Below are 23,235 nucleotides of genomic sequence, written 5' to 3'. Positions count from 1 at the left end.
CCTTATTTATCCTCCAGCAGGTGGGTGGCGAAATCGGTTCGCAGGGCATCGATGCCTTCCAGGCGATCGGCCAGCTCCGGGCTGCGCAGGGTCAGGCAGGCAATCAGCGCCTCGATCTGGGCCAGCGCCGGGACCATGGTGTCGAAGGCCGACACCGATTCCACCGGCGCACTGATAATCAGGTCGGCCATTTCCCGCAGCGGTGAGGCATAGATGTCCGTGAACAACACCACCCGGGCGTATCGGCTTTTCGCCGCATTGGCTACGCGCAGGGCCTGTGACTGGTAGCGGCGATAGTCGAACACCAGCACCACGTCCTGACGCTGCACGTCGAACAGCCGGTCCGGCAGTTGTGCGTTGTCTTCCAGGGCGAAACAGCCTGGGCGCAGCAGGCGCAAATGGTTGAGCAAATAATTGGCGAGGAAACTGCTGAAGCGCCCGCCAAAGCAGTGAACCTGATGACGGGTATCGAGCAGCCATTCCACCAGAATCCGCACATCTTCGGGTTGGGTCAGCGCATGGGTATCCACCAGCGCCCGATGGGTGTCCGCCAGGTAATGGCTCCAGGCGTCGTCTTTCTGAACATGAGAACGAAGCTGCAACAGGGCGCTGGGGGACCGGAGGCGGTGGTCCATGTCACTGAGCAAGGCATCCTGGAAATCGGCGTAACCGCTGAAACCCAGTTTTTTCACCAGCCGCACAATGGTGGGGTCGCTGACACCGGCATGTTCGGCCAAGCGTGACATCGGTCCCAGCCCGTTACGCGGGTATTGGTCCAGCAAGGCACGGATGACTTTGCGTTCCGCCGGCGTAAGGTCCAGGGCGGGATCGGTGATCAGGTCTCTGAGAGAGGGCATCCGGGCTCCTGCTGGATGGGTATGTCGGTTTTGTTTCATAAATCGCTAAAACAGTATTTATGTAGCGCATGCTACATGTCTAGCGAAACTTTCCGTGGTTTTTCAAGGCCCCAAAATGGGGCGAAAAGCCCGTGCGCTGAGGGCTACACGGAAGTCGACTGGCTTTGTAGTCCATCGCCCACATGAGTGTCAGAGATTGCCTAACTTAATGGGTTAAACAAGCTCGCGTCCCGTCGGTGCTGATGCAAACGAAACGCCCTGGATCAAGCGTCTTGCGGCACAATTGCGTGATTATCGGCGGCATCGAGCCGTTTTCCATTTCATCGACAGGGTGATAAACCGTGCAGTCAACCCGTTTGACCCTGATGTGCCACGCGCGAACAGTCGCACAAAAATTGGCGAGTTTTCCTACGAATGAGCCGTTGGAATTTTATGGCCAATTGGCAAAGGGTTCGCGCAGCAGTCAGTTCGAGGGGGCGCCACGGGTGCTCTGTGGACCGGAGTTGCGCACGCAGCAGACCGCCGAGTTGTTTGGCAATGACGTTGAAATCGTTTCGGCACTGAGGGATTGTGACTTCGGACGGTGGAGCGGGGTGCGGATCAATGACCTGCAAAAGTCCGAACCCGAGGCACTGCAAACCTGGCTAGATGATCCGACCTCGGCGCCCCATGGCGGTGAGTCGGTCGCGCAACTCTGTGAACGCGTGGCGCAGTGGCTCCAGGCCCTTGTGGCAACACCGGGGCATGTCCTTGCCATCACCCATCCCTTTGTCATTCGCGCAGCACTGACGCAGGTGTTGCAGGCCAAGGCATTCAACCTGATCGACGTCGAACCGTTGTCGGCCGTCGAGTTGCGGTTCACCGGCCGCTGGCGCCTGCGCTTGCTTGAAGGAGAAATTTGATGAAGAAGCTGCTGGTCATCGGCATCGGCGCCGGCAACCCTGACTACATCACAATGCAGGCCGTGAAGGCGCTGAACCTCGTCGACGTGTTTTTCCTGATGGACAAGGGCCAGAGCAAGGACAAATTGATCGACCTGCGCCGTGAGATCTGCGAGCGCTTCATCACCGGTCACGACTACCGCTTCGTCCAAGCCCATAGCCCGGAACGCGAGCGCGGGGAGGTGGACTACAAGACCAGTGTCGACGATCTGAACCTCGCCAAGCAGCAGACCTTCGAGCGGCTGATCAATGAGGAACTGTCCGACGGCCAGTGCGGCGGTTTTCTGGTGTGGGGCGATCCGGCGTTGTACGACAGCACCCTGCGGATTTTGCAGGCAATCCTGGCCTCGGGCCGTTGTGCGTTCGAGTATGACGTGATCCCCGGTATCACCAGCGTTCAGGCGCTGGCGGCGCAGCACAAGGTACCGCTGAATCGCATCGGCCGCTCAATTGAAATCACCACTGGCCGACGGCTGGCGGCGGGGCAAGTGAGCGATGCCGACAGCCTCGTGGTGATGCTCGATGCCGAGGATTCCTACCATCAAGTGGCGGATCAGGAGACGGAGATTTACTGGGGCGCGTATCTGGGGACGCCGGATGAAATCCTGATCAGCGGCAAGCTCAAGGACGTGGCGCCGGAGATTGAGCGGGTGCGCAAGGCGGCGCGGGTGGCGAATGGGTGGATTATGGATACTTACCTGTTGCGCAAGCCTTGAGGTAAACGGTGCCTGAGCTGATGTCTTCGCGGGCAAGCCTCGCTCCTGCAAAGGCGACGCAATACCTGTAGGAGCGAGGCTTGCCCGCGAAGAGGCCCTCAAGCGCACCTCAAATAATGGCTTTGACCCCACGCCCAAACCGCTCCCGATACACTGACGGCGGCACGCCCACCACCCCACGAAACGCCACGCGAAAGCTTTCCACCGAGCGATACCCACACTGCGCGGCAATCTGGTCGGTGTTTTGCCCGGTGCTCTCCAGCAACTCCTTCGCCCGCGCCAGCCGCTCATGCTGCAACCACGCCTTGGGCGGCATGCCGGTGGCCTCGGTAAACCGACGCAGAAACGTGCGTTCACTCATGGCCGCCTCGCTCGCCAGTTCGCGAACCTCCAGCGGTTCGTGCAAGCGTTCCCGGGCCCACTGCATGACGCGGGACAAATCGCTGCGCGGCGTCGGGCTGACGGGCGTAGGAATAAACTGCGCCTGACCGCCGGTGCGTTGCGGCGACATCACCAGGCGCCGCGCCACTGAGTTGGCCACCTGCGTGCCTAAGTCCCGCGTCACCAGGTGCAGGCACGCATCGATCCCCGCCGCGCTGCCCGCCGAGGTGATCAATTGGCCGGAATCGACATAGAGCACATCCGGGTCCACCCGAATGTTCGGAAAACGTTCGGCCAACTCAGCGGCATAGCGCCAATGGGTGGTGGCGCCATGACCGTCCAGCAGGCCGGTCGCCGCCAGCACAAACACACCGGAGCAGATCGACAGCAACCGCGCTCCCCGCGCATGCGCCTGGCGCAGGGCGGCGAGCACGTGTTCCGGTACCGGCGCGTTGCGATCGCGCCAGCCGGGAATGATGATCGTGCGGGCCTCTTCGAGCAGTTCCATGCCGCCATCGGCCAGCACCTGAATCCCGCCCATGGCGCGCATCGGGCCCTGATCCACGGCGACGATACGATGCTCGTACCAAGGGAAGTCGAACTCCGGCCGCGCCAGGCCGAAGATCTCCACGGCGATGCCGAATTCGAACGTACAGAGGCCGTCGTAGACCAGAATCGCGACCAATCCAGGGTTCGGTTGCATTTGGCGGAAAGTTCCCGGTAAGTGTCTTGTGCGCCACTGTAGCCGCAAGCGTCGGGCGGATAAAGTCTTCTCATACCCACTCAAGACTTTGGAGTACAGCCCATGACCAGCCTGGTCCGCGCCATTCCCGCAGCCCCTTCGGCCATTGCCCTGATGCACTTCAGCAACCGTCTGACCTTTGAAACCGATTGTTCCGACGTGTACGGCAGCCAGCAGGCCGGCGATGTGGATTTTGTCCTGGTGGACGTTCGCGGACCGTTGGCGTTCGAACGCGGGCATGTGCCCGGCGCGATCAACATTCCGGGACGCCTGCTCACCTCCGAGAGCCTGGCGGGTTACCCGACGTCCACCTTGTTTGTGGTCTATTGCGCCGGGCCGCACTGTAACGGTGTGCACAAGGCTGCGGTGAAGCTGGCGGCGCTGGGTTACCCGGTCAAGGAGATGATCGGCGGCGTGACCGGGTGGCTGGATGAGGGGTTGGAACTGAGTGTTGCGGTGCAGCGGCCTGCCACCACCGCCATCGGTTGCGAATGTTGATATTCAGACAGCGCTGAACCATCGTGGCGAGGGAGCTTGCTCCCGCTGGGTGGCGCAGCAGCCCCGCAATCTTGGCAATTGTCGAAGATTTTTGGGAGCGCTTCGCACTCCAGCGGGAGCAAGCTCCCTCGCCACAAAAGCTCCGTTGCCACAAAGGCTCACTGGCCACAGGAGCCCGTCAATCCTTAGTTCAGCGACTGCTTGAGCACGCTGCCCACCACCCATCCAGCGTTGCCTGCAACCATTCGAACACGGCTGCATGGGCGGCGCTGTCCTGTTGCCCTCGAGGCAACGGCGACTCCTCTCCAAAGTGCGCATTGAGCATCGCCACCGACTCCGCATTCCACTCTGGATGAAACTGCAAGCCCACCCGCGTCGGCCCCACGCGATACATCTGCTGTTCACATTGATCGCTGCTGGCCAGCACTTGCGCATCAGGCGGCAAGTCGATTGCGTCTTCGTGCCACTCCAGCACCTTCAGCGTCCGGCCATCGACGAACGTCACGGTGGTCCAGCCGGTTTCGGACCGATCCATCCGCCGCACGTTTCCACCCAGACTCAGCGCCAGCAACTGCGCCCCCAGACAAATCGCAAGTACCGCCGCGCCCTGATCCAGGCTGGCCGCCAGCCACTGCCGTTCTGCTTCCAGCCACGCCGGCCCGGCGTTGGATTCATAAGGTCCACCCAGCACGATCACGGGCGCCGCGCTAACCGGCGGTAACTGGCCGAGGTCGGCGCGAAAGATGTCCAGCGTCACCCCTCTGGACGCTACCCAATCGGCAATGGCGCCTGGACCTTCGGCGGGGTGGTGCTGGATCAGATTCAAGGTGGGCATCGGTACTCTCTGTAGTTTTTGCGTGTAGGTTTTGTCTGAAAAAAGGGCTTGTCCTACAGTCCTTGCACCGCCTTGGCGCACGCTTCAAGGGCTTTGAATGGAGCAGCCACGTTTCTATAAGTATTTGTCGCTTAAAAACAATTTGCCCATTAGAAGCCATTCTAGACTGCCGGCCACTTCGATCTTCACCGACCGAAAGTCATTCGAAAGCTGCCAATAAAAGCCTCCGCACACAGGAGTTATAAATGAAGAAGCTAGTGATGTTTGGTGCCTTGGCACTGTCGATGTTGTCCCTGACCGCCGTGGCCGATGACGCCAAGCCGATCCGCATCGGTATCGAAGCCGGTTACCCGCCATTCTCGATGAAAACCCCTGACGGTAAACTCACCGGTTTCGACGTCGATATCGGCGACGCGCTGTGCGAGCAGATGAAAGTGAAGTGCACCTGGGTCGAGCAAGAATTCGATGGCCTGATCCCGGCACTGAAAGTGAAGAAAATCGACGCGATCCTGTCGTCCATGACCATCACTGACGATCGTAAGAAGAACGTCGATTTCACCATCAAGTACTACCACACCCCGGCTCGTTTCGTGATGAAGGCAGGCACCGACATCAAGGACCCGCTGACCGAACTCAAGGGCAAGAAAGTCGGTGTGCTGCGCGCCAGTACCCACGACCGCTTCGCCACCGAAGTACTGGTTCCGGCCGGTATCAACCTGGTTCGCTACGGCTCCCAGCAGGAAGCCAACCTGGACATGGTGTCCGGTCGCGTAGACGCGCTGCTGGCCGACTCGGTCAACCTGGACGACGGTTTTCTGAAAACCGACGCCGGTAAAGGCTTCGCTTTCGTCGGCCCGACCTACGAAGACGCCAAGTACTTCGGCGGCGGCGCCGGTATCGCTGTGCGCAAGGGCGATACTGCGCTGGCCGACAAATTCAACACCGCCATCACCGAAATCCGCGCCAACGGCAAGTACAAGCAAGTGCAAGACAAGTACTTCGACTTTGACGTTTACGGCCAGTAATCACGCCGTTCAAAAAAGTGGCAACCGTTGACGCGGTTGCCATTTTTTATGCCCGCTCTGTGTTGAAATGAAATCCCTTGTGGGAGCGAGCCTGCTCGCGAAATCGGTCGTTCAGCTGCATTTATGTTGACTGACCCACCGTTTTCGCGAGCAGGCTCGCTCCCACAGATGATTTTCGCCGTTCAGCCATTCAGGAGTGACCATGCAACGCATCGACCATCCTCTGCCCTGGAGCCACCTGGGCACCGAACGCACCCTCAGCGTGTTTCGTTACGGCGCGGGTCCTCGCAAGGTTTACATCCAGGCCAGCCTGCACGCTGACGAGTTGCCCGGCATGCGCACAGCCTGGGAGCTGAAGAAGCGCCTGGCCGAACTCGAAACCCGGGGCCAGTTGCAGGGCGTGATCGAGCTGGTGCCGGTGGCCAATCCGATCGGTCTTGACCAGCACCTGCAAGGCAGCCATATGGGGCGCTTCGAGCTGGGCAGCGGCAAGAACTTCAACCGCGCCTTCGTTGAACTCAGCACCCCGGTGGCCGCATTGATTGGCGACCAGTTGGGTCAAGATGCGCAGGCCAACATCGCGCTGATTCGCCAGACCATGGGCCAAGTCCTCGACGACTTGCCGGCACCGGCTTCGCAGCTGGAGGCCATGCACCGCCTGCTGCTGCGCCACGCCTGCGAGGCTGACATCACGCTGGACCTGCATTGCGATTTCGACGCGGCGATTCATTTGTATGCGTTGCCGCAACACTGGCCGCGGTGGCAATCCCTGGCCGCGCGTCTGAAGGCCGGGGTGGCGTTGCTCTGTGAAGACTCCGGCGGCAGTTCATTCGATGAGTCCTGCTCGTCGCCGTGGCTGCGCCTGGCGCGGGCCTTCCCCGAGGCGGCGATTCCCCCGGCCAATCTGGCGACGACGCTGGAACTGGGCAGCATGGGCGATACGCGAGTCGATCAGGCCCAGGCCAATTGCGAGGCGATCCTGGGGTTCCTCGCCGAGCAGGGCTTCATCACGGGCACCTGGCCTGCGGCACCCAGCGAGTGCTGTGAAGGCATGCCGTTCGAGGGCACCGAATACCTGTTTGCACCGCATCACGGTGTCGTCAGTTTTCTGCGTGATTCGGGTGAGTGGGTGGAGAAGGGCGATGCGCTGTTTGAGGTGGTTGATCCGCTGAGCGACCGCGTGACAACCGTGCGCGCCGGGACCAGCGGTGTGTTGTTTGCGATTGATCGCGGGCGGTATACGCAGCCGGGGACGTGGCAGGCGAAGGTGGCGGGGCGTGAGGTGATTCGGGTGGGGAAACTGGTTAACGACTGAGGGTTGTCGCCATTGCCAAAGGCCTCTTCGCGAGCAGGCTCGCTCCCACAGGTTTGATGTGCGACACACGTCCACTGTGGGAGCGAGCCTGCTCGCGAAGACGGCATCAACAGCGCCACAAATCCCCTTGCTATGCGCACAGTGTTAGGCTCCCCCCGAATCCTGCACTTGTGAAGGAAGGCTTATGTTGAAGTTTCTCGCTCTGCTGACGCTGCTGGCCTCGGCCACCGTCCACGCTGAACCCCCGCTGCACACTGATCTGCCACTCAAATACCTTGAGCAGGCGCATCCCGAGTCCCGCCACCAGCCCCTGGTGATTTTCCTCCACGGTTACGGCAGTAACGAGCAGGACCTGTTCGATATCAAGGATCAATTGCCTGCGCAATACACCTTCCTGTCAGTGCGGGCACCGATGGTGATGGAGGAGGGCAGTTACAAGTGGTTTCGCGAGAAGGGCAACGCTGCCTACAACGGTGAGACCGATGATCTGAAGGCCAGCGGCCAGGTGCTGCTGGACTTCATTGCACAGGCGGCGAAGAAGTATCACACCGAACCTGACAAGGTCTTCCTGGTGGGTTTCAGCCAGGGCGCGATCATGTCCTACGAGGTGGCGCTGCGTCATCCCGAAGCCGTCGGCGGGATTGCGGCGCTGAGCGGGCGGATTCTGCCGGTGCTGAAATCCGAACTCAAACCGGATGAAAAACGCCAGAAGCTGGCGATCTTCATCGGTCATGGCACGGCAGACAAACGCTTGCCGTACATCGACGGCACCGAGGCCAACAGCCTGTTACAGAGCCTGTCTCTCAAGCCTGAGTTTCATGCCTACCCCGGTGTCGGTCACAGCATCAGTGCCACCGAAATGCAGGATTTGAGCGCCTGGTTGCAGCGCCTCAACCCCTGAAGCTTATTTGCCGCTGACGATCTGCTTGACCAGCGTCTCGTGGCCGCCGTTGTCGCTGAGGCGGGAAATCACCTGAACGATCGCCATGCGCGTGTTGGACGCGGCCATCACTGTGGTGTCGAGGGTTTTGCCGCCGCCCTGGGTGGCGGTGCTGTCGATCTGCCGCAAGCCCAGACCGGTGCCTTTCTGCGTCAGGCTTTTTTCGCTGAGTTTGGTGAAGTCCGGCAGCGCCTTGGCTTGTTCGGAGGCGAAGTCGGCCGCTGCGGAGTCGAGGAACGGACCGTCGTTATCCTTGACGTTGGCGCCACCGGGGATGGTGTTTTCAGCGGCGATTACGACGGTTTTGGTGGTCTGGTTGGTGTACATGGTGCCCGTTGCCCCGGCTGTACCGGTAGCCGCGTCGCCGGCCGGGAGCGGGTTGGCGATGAAGCCCTTGGGCAGGGTGAACTTGAACTTGCCGCCGAGCATCGAGACCACTTGCGCGGGCGCTTTATCGCTGGCGGTGGCCTTGGCGGCAGAGGCATTCAACGCCCCCAGGCTGGCGGCCGCCGTCAGTAACAGGACAACGGCTTTTTTACTCAACAATGACATTCGGAAACTCCAGGGATAATCGCGCATTCGCCGCAATCATCCCATGGAACACGATTTGTAGCAGCTGCCGAAAACCATCCTCGCCACAGTCTCAGGCCTGATTTTGCGCAAACAGGTTATGACGGGTTTCTTCGTTGAACTCGGCCTTGAACACCCATTTCTCCCTGAGATCCTGCGCACGCTGGGCGCCCGGGCGGGCGCTGTTTCATCGAACAGACGCTTGACGTTCGGGTAGGCCGCCAGGCCGTTCTCGCCGAGGATGTAATGCGCGTAGCCAGACGCTTCAAGTAGCAGGGCAACGTTCATCGGGTTCGGCAGCTTTACTCGTTCGGAACAATTGAACGTGTTGCGGGCGCTCTATCGCTTGCGCTCGACGTGGCGATCACCGCCCCCGCGATGATCAACACGGCAGGGATGATCAGGATCGGACCGGCCTGGCTGCGTCCCACGGCAAGCAGCAATAACGTCGATATCAACGGTGCCAGGTAGGAAAGCGCCCCCAGCGTCGCCAGACTGCCGTGTTTGGTGGCGTGGTCCCAGGCTAGAAATGCCAACCCGACCGGCCCGAGGCCAAGCACCACAATCGCGGTCCATTGGCCGGGATCAGGCAGTACCGTGGTTTCGAAGGCCAGATGGCAAATCAGACCGGACACGGCCGACATACCGCAGATCCCGCCGATGATGCTGCTGGGCACGTTGTTGAACCGTCGGTTGATCACCGAGTAACCGGCCCAGATCACCGCACAGCCGAAGGCCGCGAGATAACCGGCGATGGGCATCGAGGCGCCAGCCTCCGGGCCGTGTTGTTGCATGATGAACGCGGTGCCGGCCAGCCCCAGCAGTGCGCCGAGCATTTGCCGTTTGTGCAGCTTTTCTCCGGCCGAGAACGCCGAGAGCAGCACCAGCAACAGCGGCCACAGGTAGTTGATCAGACTGGCTTCGGCCGCCGGGGCTACTTTGAGCGCGAAAAAATACAGCGCGTGATAAACGAAAATGCCCACGAACCCGGTCACCCATACCGCCCAGGGCTGTCGCCAGCTACTGAAGCCGGCGAGCCCGCGCCGACCCAGAATCACCAGGCTCGCCACAAACGCTATGCCGAAGCTCAGTGTCAGCAGTTCAAAGGGCGGAATGCCTTCGGTGAGGGTGGTCAACAGCGCGAGGCAGGACCAGAGAACTATCGCGATCACGCCAACGGCGGTGGCTGAGTGGGGGGGACGGACGAGGGACGATGCGAGACTCATGTCTGTTCCTTCAGCACGTAGCGGGCGACATCCTGGCCCTCTGGATGTGAAGGAGCTTAGCGTTTGATCGCTGATCGTCCAGTCTCGGTGGTCGAGTTGATCGGTCGCGCCAGCAAGCGCCTGGTTATGCCCAACATCCCCACGGACACCGCAACACCGAGGGCAAAGGCGCTCATGCCCATGTCGGGCAACGCCAGCGCCAACACCAGGCAAAACGCCGCGAACGAATACATGCCGGTCGCCGTCGCCCGCAGCAATGCTGCCGTAAACGCCGGGCCGCGGGTTTGCTGGGAAAACACCGCCATCACGCTGCCGAGTACCGGGAACACCGCGAGCAAACCGCTCCAGCCTTCGCCGACGGTGCTGGCGAGTAAGGTCACGGCGAGGGTGAGCAGGGCGCCGGCCATCATGCGCAGCAGCAGTCTGTCGGACTTCGGCGCCGGGCCTGTAACGATGGGTTGCACACTGGGAAACAGGTACGGCGCCGCCAGCAGCGCGGTGGCGGCCGCGATCACCGAGAACATCAGCGAGGGGGGTATCAGCGAGAGCACCACGGCCACGGCGGACCAGACCAGCAGTGAAATGGTCAACGCCCATGGCCATCCTGCCCGTTGAGCGACTTGGGCGTAGGTCACGCAGAAGGCAATCATCGCGGACATCGCCGACAACGCCGCCGTCGCTGATTGAGCGGCGAACACCTGGCCTTGTTCGATGGCAAGGAAGAACAGAATCGGCCCGACCACCACCGGCAATCCCGACAGCCAACCGGCCACGCTGGGGCCCCAGCGTTTGCCAGCCAGGGAAATCAACAAGAGGAAGCCTGGAATCACCAGCAGCTTGAGCATCAGCACGCACACGTCTCCGACCTGAGTGAGGCGCCAACGTTAGCACTGCGGACGCAGGATTGCTCTAGGAATGAGGGGGTTTTGTATACAAAACTTGCAACTCAAATAATTGTACAAAACGTAGCTTTGCGTATAAGTTTTTAACAGATGCCCATGGTGAGAAAAACGCGATGAACAGACTCCGGTTGCGCCTGTATCACGGTGTGTTGTTGCTGGGATTGTCATGCACCCAGGCCTTGGCCAATTGGCAGGAGGCATTGCCCGGCGCGCAGATCATCGGTGCCGGCGAGTTTCGGGTGTTCGGATTCGATGTCTACAACGCTCGGCTCTGGAGTGCGGCCCGGCCTTTGGCACCAGATCAGCCGTTTGCCCTGGAGCTGATCTATCAGCGCAGCATTTCCCGCGATGATTTGGTGCAGGCCAGTGTCGATGAAATCAAGCGGTTGTCCGGCGCCTCGGTCAGCACCGAGCAACTCGAGCGCTGGAAGGTGCAGATGCAACAGTCGTTCGTCGACGTAAAAGCCGGCATGCGCATTACCGGCGTTTATTTGCCGGGGCAGGGCGCGCGGTTCTTTGTCGGCCAGCAGCCGCAACACGAAGTGAAGGACCCGCAATTCGCCCGGGCCTTTTTCGATATCTGGCTCGACCCACGTACACGTAATCCGGAGTTGCGCCAGCAGTTGCTGGGCAGCGCCAAGCCTTGAGGTGCATGACATGTTGAAAAATCTGCTGCTGGTGTTGTGCGTCTGCCTGGCGGGTTGCAGCGTCGATGTGCAGCATTACAGCGAGCAAAACCCCAAGCTCGATCTACCCGGGTTCTTCGTCGGGCGAGTGGATGGCTGGGGAATGTTCCAGAAGCGCTCGGGCGAGGTGGTCAAACGCTTTCATGTGCTGATCAACAGCCGAATGGACGGTCAGAACCTGATCATGCATGAAGCCTTTACCTACAGCGACGGCACGAAGCAGACCCGTGTCTGGACGTTGTACCCGGACGGCCCTGGCCGTTGGCGCGGTACGGCCGGCGATGTGGTCGGCGAGTCTCGCGGTGAGGTCGCCGGCAACGCGCTGCACTGGCGCTATGAACTGAGCCTGCCGGTGGACGACAAGGTCTACCAGGTGCATTTCGACGACTGGATGTACTTGCTGGACGAAAACACCATGGCCAATCGCTCCGCCATGACCAAGTTCGGTGTTGAATTGGGCCAGGTGACCTTGTTCTTCCGCCGCCACGGCGCCTGATACCCGGGCATTTGCCCCTTGGGCGCAGGGGCTGAAACGTCTAAGCTGCGCTTTTCCAACTGTCGACGGATGTGTCCGTGAAATTCAGTTTGCCCAAGGTTGGCACTGCGCCGTTTTGCCCGCCGGAAGTGGCGGGCAGCGTTGCAGTTGATCCCAACGCTTCATTTTTCAAACGCATGCTGCGCTTTGCCGGTCCTGGCTTGCTGGTGTCCATCGGCTACATGGACCCGGGCAACTGGGCGACCGCCATCGAGGCCGGTTCGCGTTTTGGTTACAGCCTGTTGTTCGTGGTGCTGCTGGCGAGTCTGGCGGGGATGGTGGTGCAGTGTCTGTGTTCGCGCCTGGGCATCGCCACCGGCCGCGATCTGGCGCAGCTGTCCCGGGAGCGCTACAGCACACGGACCGCGCGGACTCAATGGGTGCTGGCGGAAATCTCGATCATCGCCACCGATCTGGCGGAGGTGCTCGGTTGCGCACTGGCCTTTCACTTGCTGCTGGGCTGTTCGCTGACTGTCGGCATCGCGCTGACCGCGTTTGACACGCTGCTGGTGCTGGCCCTGCAAAACCGTGGTTTCCGCCGCCTGGAAGCGATCATGCTGGTGCTGGTGAGCACCATCGGCGTGTGCTTCTTCGTCGAGTTGCTGCTGATCAAACCGTACTGGCCGGACGTCGCCCGTGGGTTTACGCCGTCCCTGTCTGCCATTGGCGATGCCGCGCCGCTGTACCTGGCCATTGGCATCCTCGGGGCCACGGTGATGCCGCATAACTTGTACCTGCACACCTCGATCGTACAGACCCGAATGATCGGCAAGGACCTGGCCAGCAAGCGGGACGCGGTCAAACTGGCGCGCATCGACACCATTGGCTCTCTGGCGTTGGCGCTGCTGGTCAATGCGGCGATCCTGATCCTCGCCGCGGCGGCCTTTCATCAGAGCGGGCATACCGATGTGGTGGACATCCAGGACGCCTATCACTTGCTCGACCCACTGGTGGGCGGCGCCTTGGCCAGTGTGTTGTTCGGGGTGGCCTTGCTGGCGTCCGGGCAGAGCTCGACGTTTACCGGGACCATCGCGGGGCAGGTGATCATGGAGGGTTATCTGAACCTACGGATCCCGTGCTGGCAACGACGGCTGATTACGCGAGGGCTGGCGTTGATCCCGGCGTTCATCGGCGTCTGGCTGATGGGTGACAATGCGATCGGCAAGTTGCTGGTGTTGAGTCAGGTGGTGTTGAGTCTGCAGTTGCCGTTTGCGTTGTACCCGCTGATTCGCATGACCAACGATCACAAATTGATGGGACCGTTTGTGAATCGCTGGCCGACGCGGGTGTTGGCGTGGGGGTTGTTTGGGGTGATCAGTGGGGCGAATAGCTGGTTGATCTTGCAATTTTTGGGGTGACTGGGCCGGCCTCATCGCGAGCAGGCTCGCTCCCACAGTGGATCTGCGGTGAACACAAAACCCTGTGGGAGCGAGCCTGCTCGCGATGAACGATAACGCGGTTTTCCGGGCGGCCCGTTGCCCACGCTGAATCTGGTGAGATTTGCCTGAAGGCTGGGGCAAAAAAGAACCCGGTGCTTCTGATGACTGTCAGCCCATACAGATACTGACTGTGGCGAGGGAGCTTGCTCCCGCTCGAGCGCGAAGCGCTCGCAAAATCTTCGACAATTGCCGGGATTTTGGGGCTGCTTCGCAACCCAGCGGGAGCAAGCTCCCTCGCCACAAAAGCCTGCAACTCAGGAACACCGGGGGTGTTACCAGACCGCGCGGTTCTTCGTGGGTCCCCGCGCAGTCTGTTGAACGCTTTACGCCCGTTCGATCGCCAAAGCCACGCCCTGACCACCACCAATGCACAAGGTGGCGAGGCCTTTCTTGGCGTCGCGCTTGATCATTTCGTGCAGCAGGGTCACCAGCACCCGGCAGCCCGACGCACCGATCGGGTGACCGAGGGCGATGGCGCCGCCGTTGACGTTGACCTTGTTCAAGTCCCATTCCAGGTCCTTGGCCACCGCCAGGGATTGCGCGGCGAAGGCTTCGTTGGCCTCGACCAGGTCCAATTGGTCGATGGACCAGCCAGCCTTGCTCAGGCAACGGCGCGTGGCCGAGACCGGGCCGATGCCCATGATTGCCGGGTCGACGCCCGCGTTGGCGTAAGCGGCGATTTTCGCCAGCACTGGAAGACCCAGGGCCTTGGCTTTGTCGGCGCTCATCAGGATCACGGCGGCGGCACCGTCGTTCAGGGAAGAGGCGTTACCGGCAGTCACCGAACCGTCCTTCTTGAAGGCCGGTTTCAGTTTGCCCAGCGCTTCAGCGGTGGTGCCGGCACGCGGTTGCTCATCGGTGGCAAAGGACAGCGGATCGCCCTTGCGCTGCGGGATCAGGATCGGTGTGATCTCATCGACAAAACGCCCGGCTTCGATGGCAGCCGTGGCTTTCTGCTGCGAGGCCGCGGCGAAGGCGTCCTGTTGCTCGCGGGTCAGGTTGTACTTGTCCGCCAGGTTCTCGGCGGTGATGCCCATGTGGTAATCGTTGAACGCATCCCACAGGCCGTCGCTGATCATGGTGTCGACGATTTGAGCGTGACCCATGCGCAGGCCAGTGCGGGCTCCGGGCATGACGTAGTTGGACAGGCTCATGTTTTCCTGGCCGCCGGCAATGATCACCTCGGCGTCGCCGCAGCGGATCGCCTGAGTGGCCAGGTGCAAGGCTTTCAAACCCGAGCCGCAGACCTTGTTCAGGGTCATCGCCGGCACGGTAAACGGCAGGCCGGCCTTGATCGCGGACTGGCGCGCCGGGTTCTGCCCGGCACCGGCGGTCAACACCTGGCCCATGATCACTTCATCGACTTCAGCAACGTCCAGGCCGGTTTGCGCCAGCAGCTGACGGATCACCGCGGCACCGAGGTCAACGGCGGACACATTGGCCAGCGAGCCCTGGAAACTGCCGATGGCGGTTCGGGTGGCGGCAACAATAACGACGTCTTGCATGGAAGAATTCCTCACTGGGCAGCGAACTGCATTTCCGGAACGTGATCCGGCACGATCAGTTTACCGGCGGTCTTGGCGACAATCTCTTCGACGCTGACGCCCGGCGCACGTTCTTTGAGAATGAACGCGCCATTTTCGATTTCAAGGTAAGCCAGGTCGGTCAGCACACGCTTGATGCACCCGGCGCCGGTCAGCGGCAGGCTGCATTTGGACAGAAGCTTGGACTCACCGTCCTTGGACGCGTGGGTCATGATGACGATGATGTTGTCCGCGCCGGCCACCAGGTCCATGGCGCCGCCCATGCCCTTGACCAGTTTGCCGGGGATCATCCACGAGGCGATGTTGCCTTGCACGTCGACTTCAAAGGCGCCCAGCACGGTCAGGTCGACATGACCCCCGCGAATCATCGCGAAGGACTCGGCCGATGAGAAGATCGACGCGCCGATACGCGCGGTCACCGTTTGTTTGCCGGCGTTGATCATGTCGGCATCGATGGTTTCTTCAGTAGGAAAGGGGCCCATGCCGAGCAGGCCGTTTTCCGACTGCAGCATGACTTCCATGCCTTCAGGGATGTAGTTGGCAACGAGGGTCGGAATGCCGATGCCCAGGTTCACGTAAAAGCCGTCCTGCATTTCGCGGGCGACGCGTTGAGCCATTTGTTCGCGGGAAAGTGCCATTGTTATTTTTCCTTCAGGTCCGGGGGCTGGGGATCACTTACGCACGGTGCGCTGTTCGATGCGCTTCTCGAACGTGCCGCAAATGACTCGGTCGACGTAGATGCCAGGGGTGTGGATCTGCGACGGTTCCAGCTCGCCGGGTTCGACGATTTCTTCGACTTCGACCACGGTGATCTTGCCGGCAGTGGCGGCCAGCGGGTTGAAGTTCTGGGCGGTGTGGCGATAGATCACGTTGCCGAAGTGGTCGGCTTTCCAGCCTTTGACGATGGCGAAGTCACCAGTGATGGATTCTTCCATCAGGTACTTGCGGCCATGGAATTCGCGCACTTCCTTGCCATCGGCAACCGGAGTGCCAACGCCGGTGGCGGTGAAGAAAGCGGGGATGCCGGCACCGCCAGCGCGCATTTTTTCGGCGAGGGTGCCTTGCGGGGTCAGGACGACTTCGATTTCGCCTTTGAGCAGTTGGTCTTCGAACAGTTTGTTCTCACCGACGTAGGAGGCCACCACTTTGCGAATCTGCCGGTCTTCCAGCAACACGCCGAGGCCGAAACCATCGACGCCGCAATTGTTGGAAACCACGGTGAGGTCACGGGTGCCCTTGCGCTTGATCTCGGCGATCAGGTTTTCCGGGATCCCGCACAGGCCGAAGCCGCCGGCGATCACGGTCATGCCGTCTTCAAGACCTGCCAGAGCTTCCTCATAGGAACTCACGCGCTTGTCGAAACCTGCCATATGCACCTCTTTTATTCTTTGTGGGCGGCTGGCTAGCCGTATGGGGTAGGAGTGTCTCGCCGGATGATTTATTTGTTAAGTTGATTTTTAAGGTTGATTGATAGATAAAACTCACCAATCACTTATCTTTAATAAGTTGGAGCCCGCGCCCATGACAGTCAAGCAGATCCGCGCATTCCTGGCCGTGGCCCAGAGCCTGAGTTTCGCCGTGGCCTGCGAGCGGTTGCACCTGTCGCAATCGGCCTTGAGCCTGACCATCAAAGCCCTGGAGGAGGGGCTGGGCGGCCGGCTATTCACCCGCAACACACGTAATGTGGCGTTGACGGCGGAAGGCGAATCCCTGGTGCCCCTGGCTCGCCGGTTGATTGCGGATTGGGACAACGCCGAGGATGAACTGCGCCAGCGTTTCACCCTCCAGCGCGGGCGCGTGACCCTGGCGGCAATGCCGTCGTTTGCCGGCAATCTGCTGCCGCCGATCCTCAAGACTTTTCGCGCCCGTTATCCCAAGGTCAACGTCACGGTGAACGACGTGATCAACGAGCAAGTGCTGGAAATGGTGCGCGACCGGCAGGTGGAGCTGGGGGTGGCGTTTGAGCCGTCGCAGAGTTCATCGCTGGCATTCACGCCGTTGTATATGGACCGTTTTGTTGCCGTGGTGCCGGACGACTCTCCCTTGGCGCAACGGCACGACATTGATTGGCAGACGTTGCTCCAGGAACCGTTCATTACCTTGCAGCGTCCGTCGACGGTACGGGTGATGCTGGAAGAACACTTGCAGGCCCGGGGGATGAAATTGCCGGTGGAGTTTGAAAGCCATCAGTTGGCGACAGTCGGAAGGATGGTGGCCAGCGGATTGGGCGTCAGCGCCGTGCCAGCCCTGTGCGCCGGGCAGATGCGCGAGTTGGGCGCACGGTGCATTACCTTGCGCGACCCGGTGGTGGAGCGGGCGATCGGGGTGCTGACCAAGCCAGGAGTGGAACTGTCGGCGGCGGCGCAGGCGTTGTTCGATATCCTGAAAGCCGAGAATCTGGGCGAGCGAGTGTCCATGCCCTGATCACAATCCCCTGTAGGCGCGAGGCTTGCCCGCGAAAAGGCCGGCACCTTCAACATTGAAGTCGACTGACACGACGCCTTCGCGAGCAAGCTTCGCTCCTACAGGGGTTTAGGGTGATGAGGGGGAGAGGTGCTGTGCCAGCAAGGGCAACAGCTGTTCGCACGAGGCCTCAATCTTCATATCCAGGAGGTCATCTGCCCGGGTCTTGCCCAGATTGATCGCCATCAACGGCTTGCCCTGATCCGCCACCACCCGGCACAAGCGAAACGCCGAATACGCCATCAACGAAGAGCCCACCACCAGCAATCCCGCCGCCTGCTCCACCGCTGCCATGGCCTTGGCCGCCGTCACCTGCGCGACGTTCTCGCCAAAAAACACCACGTCCGGCTTCATCCGCTCACCCGCGCAATGCGGGCAATGCGGCACCTGGAACCGCGCCTCGAACGCCGGATCCAGCAACGTGTCGCCGTCCGGCGCCTGCACCGCATCGACCCCGGCCAGATAGGGATTCTGCGCCTCCATCAGGTGCTGGATCGAATCCCGCTCGCTGCGCTGTCCGCAGTCCAGGCACAGCACCCGGTGCAAGCTGCCGTGAAGTTCGATCACATCATGGCTGCCGGCCTGATCGTGCAAGGTGTCGACGTTCTGAGTGATCAGCCCGCTGATCTGCCGGCTGCTTTGCAGACTGGCCAGGGCTTCGTGGGCCACGTTCGGTTGAGCCTGGCGCACGCGCGGCCAGCCGAGCATCGCCCGCGCCCAATAGCGGCGCCGTGATTCCGGGGCCGACAGGAACTCCTGATACATCATCGGTTGCCGGCCACGCCGAACGCCCTCGTTGTCGCGGTAGTCTGGAATGCCCGACGGGGTGCTGATGCCGGCGCCGGTGAGGACCATGAACGGCTGCTCGGCCATCAGCTGCTGGAGCCGGTCGAGTTGTTCGCGGATGCGGCGGTCAAGCATGTTCAACACTCCGGGTATCTTGAGTGTTTGCAGCGTAGCACTTGCCAACCTGCCGAATGCGAGCCCGTGAGCGGCGTGGTTATTTTCGTGCCTCCAGAATCAGGTTGAACGGCGTTTCCGTGGCCCGCCGGAAAGTCTTGAACCCCGCTTCGGTGAAGACCTTGCGCAACCGCGCTTCACCCGCCTGAGCGCCGAGCCCAAGGCCGACTTCCTGGGACAGCGAGTTCGGCGTGCAAATGAAGGTCGAGGCGGCGTAGAACAGCCGGCCAACCGGGGTGACGTTGTCGTCCAGCGAGTCGTTGGCGAACGGTTCCACCAGCAGCACCGTGCCGTCCGGTTTCAGAGCGTCATAGGCGTGTTTCGCCGCGCCCACCGGGTCGCCCATGTCGTGCAGGCAGTCGAAATAGCAGATCAGGTCATAGTCGTCGCCGGGGAAGCTTTTCGCCGTGCCCTGAAAGAACCGCGCACGCCCGGACACGCCACCTTCTTCGGCGCGCTGGGTCGCGACGGTGACGGACGGTGCGTGGTAGTCGAAGCCGACGAACCGCGAGTCCGGGAACGCCTGGGCCATGATCACCGTGGAGGCGCCGTGTCCGCAGCCGATGTCGGCGACTTTGGCGCCCGCCTGTAATTTGGCGACCACGCCTTCCAGGGCCGGCAGCCACTCGGCGATCAGGTGCGCTTTGTACCCGGGGCGGAAGAACCGCTCCGTGCCGCTGAACATGCACGGATGGTGATCGCCCCAGGCCAGGGCGCCGTTGCCGCGCATGGCGTTGACCAGTTTGTCCTTGTCATGGAAAAACGACGCGACCACCCCGATACCGCCGGCGATATAGACCGGCGAATCCTCGATCGCCAGCGCCAGGGCTTGCTCTTCGGGCAGGCGGAACTGGCCGCCCTCGTGTTCCATGTAGCCGGAAGCGGCGTGGGCGCTGAGCCATTCGCGCAGCAGGCGGGGGTTGCAGCCGGTTTTGTCGGCGAGTGCTTCAGGGGTGATCGGCTGACTGTCGGCCATGGCCCGGTACAGGCCGAGCTCTTCGCCGAGGATGACGTTGGCAAGCATCGCCGCGCCGCCCATGTCGTTCACCAGTTTGCCCATGAAGTCATTGAGTCTGGCCTCGTCCATCACATGTGCTCCTTCAGCAGGATCACGGTCCAGAGGCCTTGTTTATCGAGGCGCACCTCTGGGCGGTGGTCGTGGGAATGAACAGGACGCTGTGCACGTCCCGCGTGCAGTAAGTTTAGTCCGAGCCCCGTGCGCGGCGGCCTGAAGCGACGAAAGCGCCATTCCCCTGGCCGACACAAATCCCCTGTAGGCGCGAGGCTTGCCCGCGAAGTCGCCGTGTCAGTCGACAAAAGTATTGCCTGACACTCCGTCTTCGCGGGCAAGCCTCGCTCCTACAAGGATTGGCGATGTGTATCGCACTGTATCCAGCCGCCGTCCCGATACATTCCACTTCATTCGCGACTCCCACCGAACACAGACCAGATACAAACCTGAGATGAACTGTAAAGGCTAACCAGCGCCCGAAATCCGGGGCTGTCGAGGCACTTTTCAGGGTCGTCGCAACAGGCGGCCGTCTTTGCTCGTGACTCCGTGAAGGGAACAATAATGACCACGCTCGTGCCTGAAACCGACCTGAAATCCGCTCCCGTCAACCATCTGCGCGTCGATCAGTACACCAACGGCCTCATTGGCCCCAGCCAGCCGATGCTCGGCCCGCTCGCCGACGGCGGCACCCTGATTACCGGCACACCGCCGGGTTGCTGGGGCCCGATGATCACGCCCGCCTTCGAGGGCGGCCACGAAGTGACGCAACCGGTAGCCATCGCTGGCGCGGAAATCGGCGACGCCGTGGCGATCAAGATCAAGAGCATGCGCGTCACCTCGCTGGCGACGTCGTCCGGGGTCATGAGCTTCGTTGAGGGGCGCTACAACGGCGACCCGTTTGTCGCCAAATTTTGCTCCAAGTGCGGCACCGACCACCCGGCCAGTCATGTCGAAGGCATTGGCGAGGAGTCGATTCGCTGTAACAACTGCGGCGCCGAGGTCAGTGCGTTTCGCTTCAGCCATGGCTACGTGATCGTGTTCGATGCACAGAATCAGGTCAGCCTGACCGTCAACCAGGACGTCGCCAACCGACTTGCCGGCAATGCCTCTGAAATGTCGGCGCTGCCGGAATTCGCCGCCCAGCATTCGATCCTGTCTCTGGCCCGTGCCGACATCCCCGGAGTTGCCGCGCACATGCGCCCGTTCCTCGGCAACATCGGCACCACGCCGTCCCGTGACTTGCCCGATTCGCACAACTGCGCCGATTTCGGCCAATACCTGATCAACGCCCCACACCGTTTCGGCATGACCCGCGAAGAGCTGCACGCGGCCAAGACCGACGGCCACATGGACACCAACTCGATCCGCGAAGGCTGCGTGTTGATCTGTCCGGTGAAAGTGCCGGGGGCCGGTGTGTACATGGGTGACATGCACGCCCAGCAAGGCAACGGCGAGATCGCAGGGCACGCCACCGACTGCTCCGGGGAAACCGAAGTGGTGGTGCAAGTGGTGAAGAACCTGACCCTGGACGGGCCGATCCTCCTGCAAAACCTCGACGATCTGCCGCCGATGGCCCGGCCCATGAATGGCCAACAACGGCAGAAAGTCCGCGAACTGGGCGAGCGCTGGGGTCAGCATGAAATCGAGCAGAGCGGGCCGATCACCTTTATCGGCAGCGGTGAGAATCTCAACGTCGCCGTCGAGAACGGCTTGAAACGTGCCGCTTCGGTCACCGGTTTGCCGTATGACGAAGTGCTCAACCGCGCGACCATCACCGGCTCGATCGACATCAGCCGCCTGCCGGGCACCGTGCGCGTGACCTTCCTGTGCCCGATGAACGTGCTCGATCGCATCGGCATCGGCCATCTGGTACGCGAGAAATACGACCTGGCGTAACGCCTGCCGAAGGGTCTGTACCGGAGTGTGTACAGGCCCGTCGGCGATACAACCGCCACGATGTTCTGCCGAACCGGAACACAGCCCCGATACATCGCTTCGGTTAACTGTGACTCCGTACTGGCAACCCTTGAGATCGACACCATGCAGACCCCCATCACCTCAGCGAAAGCCACCGTCGGGCTTGGCTTGCGTCGCGGATTAATGAAGGACCTCCAGGCCGCCCGTACCGGCGATTTCGATTTCCTGGAAGTTGCGCCGGAAAACTGGATCGGCATCGGCGGCGCCCATGGCCATGCGCTGCGGGCCCTGGCCGAGCGTTTTCCGTTGTCTTGCCACGGCTTGTCGCTGTCGCTGGGTGGGCCGGCACCGCTGGACGTCGGTTTTTTGCAGGAAGTGCGGGTGTTCCTCGATCACTACAACGTGCCGCTGTACAGCGAGCACCTGAGCTATTGCAGCGATGACGGTCACCTTTACGACCTGTTGCCGTTGCCGTTTACCGAAGAAGCGGTGCACCACGTGTCCGCGCGAATTCGCCAGGCCCAGGACATTCTTGGCCGCCGTCTGGCGGTGGAAAACGTCTCCTACTACGCCGCGCCCCAGCAGGATATGGACGAAGTGACCTTCACCAACGCGGTCCTGCGTGAAGCCGATTGTGACCTGTTGCTGGACGTCAACAATGTCTACGTCAACTCGATCAACCATGGCTTCGATCCACAGACCTTTCTGGCCGGCATCGATTCGGGCCGGGTGGTGGCGATGCACGTGGCCGGGCACTTCGATGAGTCCGACACGTTGAAAATCGACACCCATGGCGCGTCGGTGAAACCGGTGGTCTGGTCGTTGCTGGCCCAGGCCTACGCCCGGTTTGGCGCACAGCCGACATTGCTGGAGCGGGATTTCAACTTCCCCGCGTTCTCTGAACTGGTGACTGAATTGCAGACTATTCGTCGCTTGCAGGCCGAGGGGGTAAACCGTGGATAAGCCAGGCCTGTTTGACCAGCAAAACACATTGGGTCTGTACCTGCGTGACCCGGACCATTGCGCGCCGCCAGCCGGGATGGATGTGGCGCGGGCACAGGTTTACCGCGACCTGATTTTTTCCAACCTGTCGTTGTTGCTTAGCGGGACCTTTCCGGTGCTGATCAAGATTCTCGGTGATGAGCGCTGGCGTTCGCTGGTACGGATCTTCCTGCGGGACTGTCGTGCGCGTACCCCGAAATTCGGCGAAATCGCCCAGGAGTTTGTCGAGTTCCTGGCCTCGGAACCGAGTGCATCGAGCGAAGGTGTGTGGCCTCCGTTCATGGTGGAGCTGGCGCATTACGAGTGGGTCGAAATGGCGTTGCAACAGTCCGAAGCGGAGCCGTTGCCGCCGAGTGATGTGGCGTTGATTCTGGCGCGACCGTTGCTGGTGTCACCGTTGGCGTGGCCGTTGGCCTATGCCTGGCCGGTGCAGTTGGTGGGGCCGGATCATCAACCGGAAGCGCCACCGGCTCAACCGACTTTGCTGCTGGTGCGTCGAGCCGAGGACTGGAGTGTGAAATTTTCCGAGCTGAGCCCGCTGGCGTGGCGGTTGTTGCAGCGGATCGAGGCATTTCCCGAGCTGGATGGGCAGGCGCAGTTGGAAGGGCTGGCAGTGGAGGCGGGGGCCGTTGGATCGCCGGAGTTTATGGCGAGTGGCACGGCATTGTTGCGGCAGATGCATGGCGAAGGGGTGATTGGGTTTGCATGATCGTTCCCATGCTCTGCGTG

24 protein-coding genes and 1 pseudogene are annotated in these 23,235 nt (G+C 61.4%); 13 read left to right on the top strand and 12 right to left on the bottom strand.

Annotated elements, in window-relative coordinates:
• Positions 1–2: 2 nt before the first annotated feature.
• Positions 3–857 carry a MurR/RpiR family transcriptional regulator gene (locus FBY01_RS14715; protein WP_145308242.1) on the bottom strand — a complete coding sequence of 285 codons (855 nt, stop codon included), beginning with the start codon at positions 855–857 and terminating at the stop codon, positions 3–5.
• A 341-nt stretch (positions 858–1,198) separates the two neighbouring features.
• Here FBY01_RS14715 and FBY01_RS14710 point away from each other — a divergent pair, with 341 nt between their 5' ends.
• Together FBY01_RS14710 and cobF are read left to right on the top strand one after the other, a co-directional pair.
• A complete protein-coding gene (locus FBY01_RS14710) occupies positions 1,199–1,759 on the top strand; it encodes a histidine phosphatase family protein (RefSeq protein WP_145308244.1) in 561 nt (186 codons plus the stop codon).
• Positions 1,759–2,514 carry a precorrin-6A synthase (deacetylating) gene (cobF, locus tag FBY01_RS14705; RefSeq protein WP_145308246.1) on the top strand — a complete coding sequence of 252 codons (756 nt, stop codon included), beginning with the start codon at positions 1,759–1,761 and terminating at the stop codon, positions 2,512–2,514. The genes FBY01_RS14710 and cobF overlap by 1 nt, the downstream gene beginning before the upstream one ends.
• Positions 2,515–2,623: 109 nt before the next feature.
• Here cobF and ftrA read toward each other — a convergent pair whose 3' ends face one another.
• Positions 2,624–3,598, bottom strand: coding sequence for a transcriptional regulator FtrA (gene ftrA, locus FBY01_RS14700; RefSeq protein WP_010455550.1), 975 nt, complete (start codon positions 3,596–3,598; stop codon positions 2,624–2,626).
• Positions 3,599–3,700: 102 nt separating this feature from the next.
• Here ftrA and FBY01_RS14695 point away from each other — a divergent pair, with 102 nt between their 5' ends.
• The gene (locus FBY01_RS14695) at positions 3,701–4,135 is read left to right on the top strand and encodes a rhodanese-like domain-containing protein (RefSeq protein WP_145308247.1); all 435 of its coding nucleotides are present in this window, start codon (positions 3,701–3,703) and stop codon (positions 4,133–4,135) included.
• A 190-nt stretch (positions 4,136–4,325) separates the two neighbouring features.
• On the opposite strand, the gene FBY01_RS14690 is transcribed toward FBY01_RS14695, so the two are convergent.
• Positions 4,326–4,970 (bottom strand): type 1 glutamine amidotransferase, encoded by a 645-nt coding sequence (locus tag FBY01_RS14690; RefSeq protein WP_145308249.1) that lies wholly within the window; start codon positions 4,968–4,970, stop codon positions 4,326–4,328.
• Between the two features lie 245 nt (positions 4,971–5,215).
• Between FBY01_RS14690 and FBY01_RS14685 the strand changes: the two genes are divergently transcribed.
• The 3 genes from FBY01_RS14685 to FBY01_RS14675 all read left to right on the top strand — a co-directional run bounded on the left by FBY01_RS14685 (position 5,216) and on the right by FBY01_RS14675 (position 8,211).
• Positions 5,216–5,995 (top strand): ABC transporter substrate-binding protein, encoded by a 780-nt coding sequence (locus tag FBY01_RS14685; protein ID WP_077749081.1) that lies wholly within the window; start codon positions 5,216–5,218, stop codon positions 5,993–5,995.
• A gap of 202 nt (positions 5,996–6,197) precedes the next feature.
• On the top strand, positions 6,198–7,310 hold the full coding sequence (locus tag FBY01_RS14680) for a succinylglutamate desuccinylase/aspartoacylase family protein (protein WP_145308251.1): 1,113 nt from the start codon (positions 6,198–6,200) through the stop codon (positions 7,308–7,310).
• Between the two features lie 184 nt (positions 7,311–7,494).
• A complete protein-coding gene (locus tag FBY01_RS14675) occupies positions 7,495–8,211 on the top strand; it encodes an alpha/beta hydrolase (protein WP_145308252.1) in 717 nt (238 codons plus the stop codon).
• A 3-nt stretch (positions 8,212–8,214) separates the two neighbouring features.
• Here FBY01_RS14675 and FBY01_RS14670 read toward each other — a convergent pair whose 3' ends face one another.
• From FBY01_RS14670 to FBY01_RS14655, 4 genes and pseudogenes are all read right to left on the bottom strand, one after another.
• Positions 8,215–8,802: a hypothetical protein gene (locus FBY01_RS14670; RefSeq protein WP_010455538.1), complete on the bottom strand. Its 588-nt coding sequence runs from the start codon at positions 8,800–8,802 to the stop codon at positions 8,215–8,217.
• Positions 8,803–8,893: 91 nt separating this feature from the next.
• A pseudogene (locus FBY01_RS32125) lies at positions 8,894–9,081 on the bottom strand (glutathione S-transferase family protein); the annotation flags it as partial.
• Between the two features lie 41 nt (positions 9,082–9,122).
• Positions 9,123–10,046: a DMT family transporter gene (locus FBY01_RS14660; protein WP_010455534.1), complete on the bottom strand. Its 924-nt coding sequence runs from the start codon at positions 10,044–10,046 to the stop codon at positions 9,123–9,125.
• Positions 10,047–10,102: 56 nt separating this feature from the next.
• Positions 10,103–10,897, bottom strand: a complete 795-nt coding sequence (locus FBY01_RS14655; protein ID WP_145308255.1) for a hypothetical protein — start codon at positions 10,895–10,897, stop codon at positions 10,103–10,105.
• A gap of 164 nt (positions 10,898–11,061) precedes the next feature.
• On the opposite strand from FBY01_RS14655, the gene FBY01_RS14650 reads away from it, so the two are divergent.
• The 3 genes from FBY01_RS14650 to FBY01_RS14640 all read left to right on the top strand — a co-directional run bounded on the left by FBY01_RS14650 (position 11,062) and on the right by FBY01_RS14640 (position 13,527).
• Positions 11,062–11,595: a chalcone isomerase family protein gene (locus FBY01_RS14650; protein ID WP_010455529.1), complete on the top strand. Its 534-nt coding sequence runs from the start codon at positions 11,062–11,064 to the stop codon at positions 11,593–11,595.
• 10 nt (positions 11,596–11,605) lie between these two features.
• Entirely contained in the window at positions 11,606–12,130 is a 525-nt protein-coding gene (locus FBY01_RS14645; RefSeq protein ID WP_010455527.1) for a DUF3833 domain-containing protein, read from the top strand.
• 77 nt (positions 12,131–12,207) lie between these two features.
• Positions 12,208–13,527, top strand: coding sequence for an Nramp family divalent metal transporter (locus tag FBY01_RS14640; RefSeq protein WP_077749086.1), 1,320 nt, complete (start codon positions 12,208–12,210; stop codon positions 13,525–13,527).
• 404 nt (positions 13,528–13,931) lie between these two features.
• On the opposite strand, the gene FBY01_RS14635 is transcribed toward FBY01_RS14640, so the two are convergent.
• The 3 genes from FBY01_RS14635 to FBY01_RS14625 are packed head-to-tail and all read right to left on the bottom strand — an operon-like array spanning position 13,932 to position 16,522.
• Entirely contained in the window at positions 13,932–15,113 is a 1,182-nt protein-coding gene (locus FBY01_RS14635; protein WP_083376409.1) for an acetyl-CoA C-acetyltransferase, read from the bottom strand.
• 11 nt (positions 15,114–15,124) lie between these two features.
• Positions 15,125–15,790, bottom strand: coding sequence for a CoA transferase subunit B (locus tag FBY01_RS14630; protein WP_010455523.1), 666 nt, complete (start codon positions 15,788–15,790; stop codon positions 15,125–15,127).
• Positions 15,791–15,823: 33 nt separating this feature from the next.
• The gene (locus FBY01_RS14625) at positions 15,824–16,522 is read right to left on the bottom strand and encodes a CoA transferase subunit A (RefSeq protein ID WP_010455522.1); all 699 of its coding nucleotides are present in this window, start codon (positions 16,520–16,522) and stop codon (positions 15,824–15,826) included.
• Positions 16,523–16,673: 151 nt separating this feature from the next.
• On the opposite strand from FBY01_RS14625, the gene FBY01_RS14620 reads away from it, so the two are divergent.
• On the top strand, positions 16,674–17,576 hold the full coding sequence (locus FBY01_RS14620) for a LysR family transcriptional regulator (protein ID WP_102595014.1): 903 nt from the start codon (positions 16,674–16,676) through the stop codon (positions 17,574–17,576).
• Positions 17,577–17,684: 108 nt separating this feature from the next.
• Here FBY01_RS14620 and FBY01_RS14615 read toward each other — a convergent pair whose 3' ends face one another.
• Together FBY01_RS14615 and FBY01_RS14610 are read right to left on the bottom strand one after the other, a co-directional pair.
• Positions 17,685–18,536 (bottom strand): NAD-dependent protein deacetylase, encoded by an 852-nt coding sequence (locus tag FBY01_RS14615; protein ID WP_145308257.1) that lies wholly within the window; start codon positions 18,534–18,536, stop codon positions 17,685–17,687.
• Positions 18,537–18,615: 79 nt separating this feature from the next.
• On the bottom strand, positions 18,616–19,662 hold the full coding sequence (locus FBY01_RS14610) for a class I SAM-dependent methyltransferase (RefSeq protein WP_010455519.1): 1,047 nt from the start codon (positions 19,660–19,662) through the stop codon (positions 18,616–18,618).
• Positions 19,663–20,148: 486 nt separating this feature from the next.
• Here FBY01_RS14610 and FBY01_RS14605 point away from each other — a divergent pair, with 486 nt between their 5' ends.
• The 3 genes from FBY01_RS14605 (at position 20,149) to FBY01_RS14595 (ending at position 23,215) form a co-directional block, all read left to right on the top strand.
• Positions 20,149–21,483: an acetamidase/formamidase family protein gene (locus FBY01_RS14605; RefSeq protein WP_102595016.1), complete on the top strand. Its 1,335-nt coding sequence runs from the start codon at positions 20,149–20,151 to the stop codon at positions 21,481–21,483.
• Positions 21,484–21,627: 144 nt separating this feature from the next.
• The gene (locus FBY01_RS14600) at positions 21,628–22,467 is read left to right on the top strand and encodes a DUF692 domain-containing protein (RefSeq protein WP_145308259.1); all 840 of its coding nucleotides are present in this window, start codon (positions 21,628–21,630) and stop codon (positions 22,465–22,467) included.
• A complete protein-coding gene (locus FBY01_RS14595) occupies positions 22,460–23,215 on the top strand; it encodes a DUF2063 domain-containing protein (RefSeq protein WP_145308262.1) in 756 nt (251 codons plus the stop codon). The genes FBY01_RS14600 and FBY01_RS14595 overlap by 8 nt, the downstream gene beginning before the upstream one ends.
• Positions 23,216–23,235: the final 20 nt, after the last annotated feature.

It is taken from the genome of Pseudomonas sp. SJZ077, assembly GCF_007993905.1.
In the GTDB taxonomy this organism is placed as follows: domain Bacteria; phylum Pseudomonadota; class Gammaproteobacteria; order Pseudomonadales; family Pseudomonadaceae; genus Aquipseudomonas; species Aquipseudomonas mandelii.
This window is presented reverse-complemented; position numbering and strand designations above follow the sequence as displayed.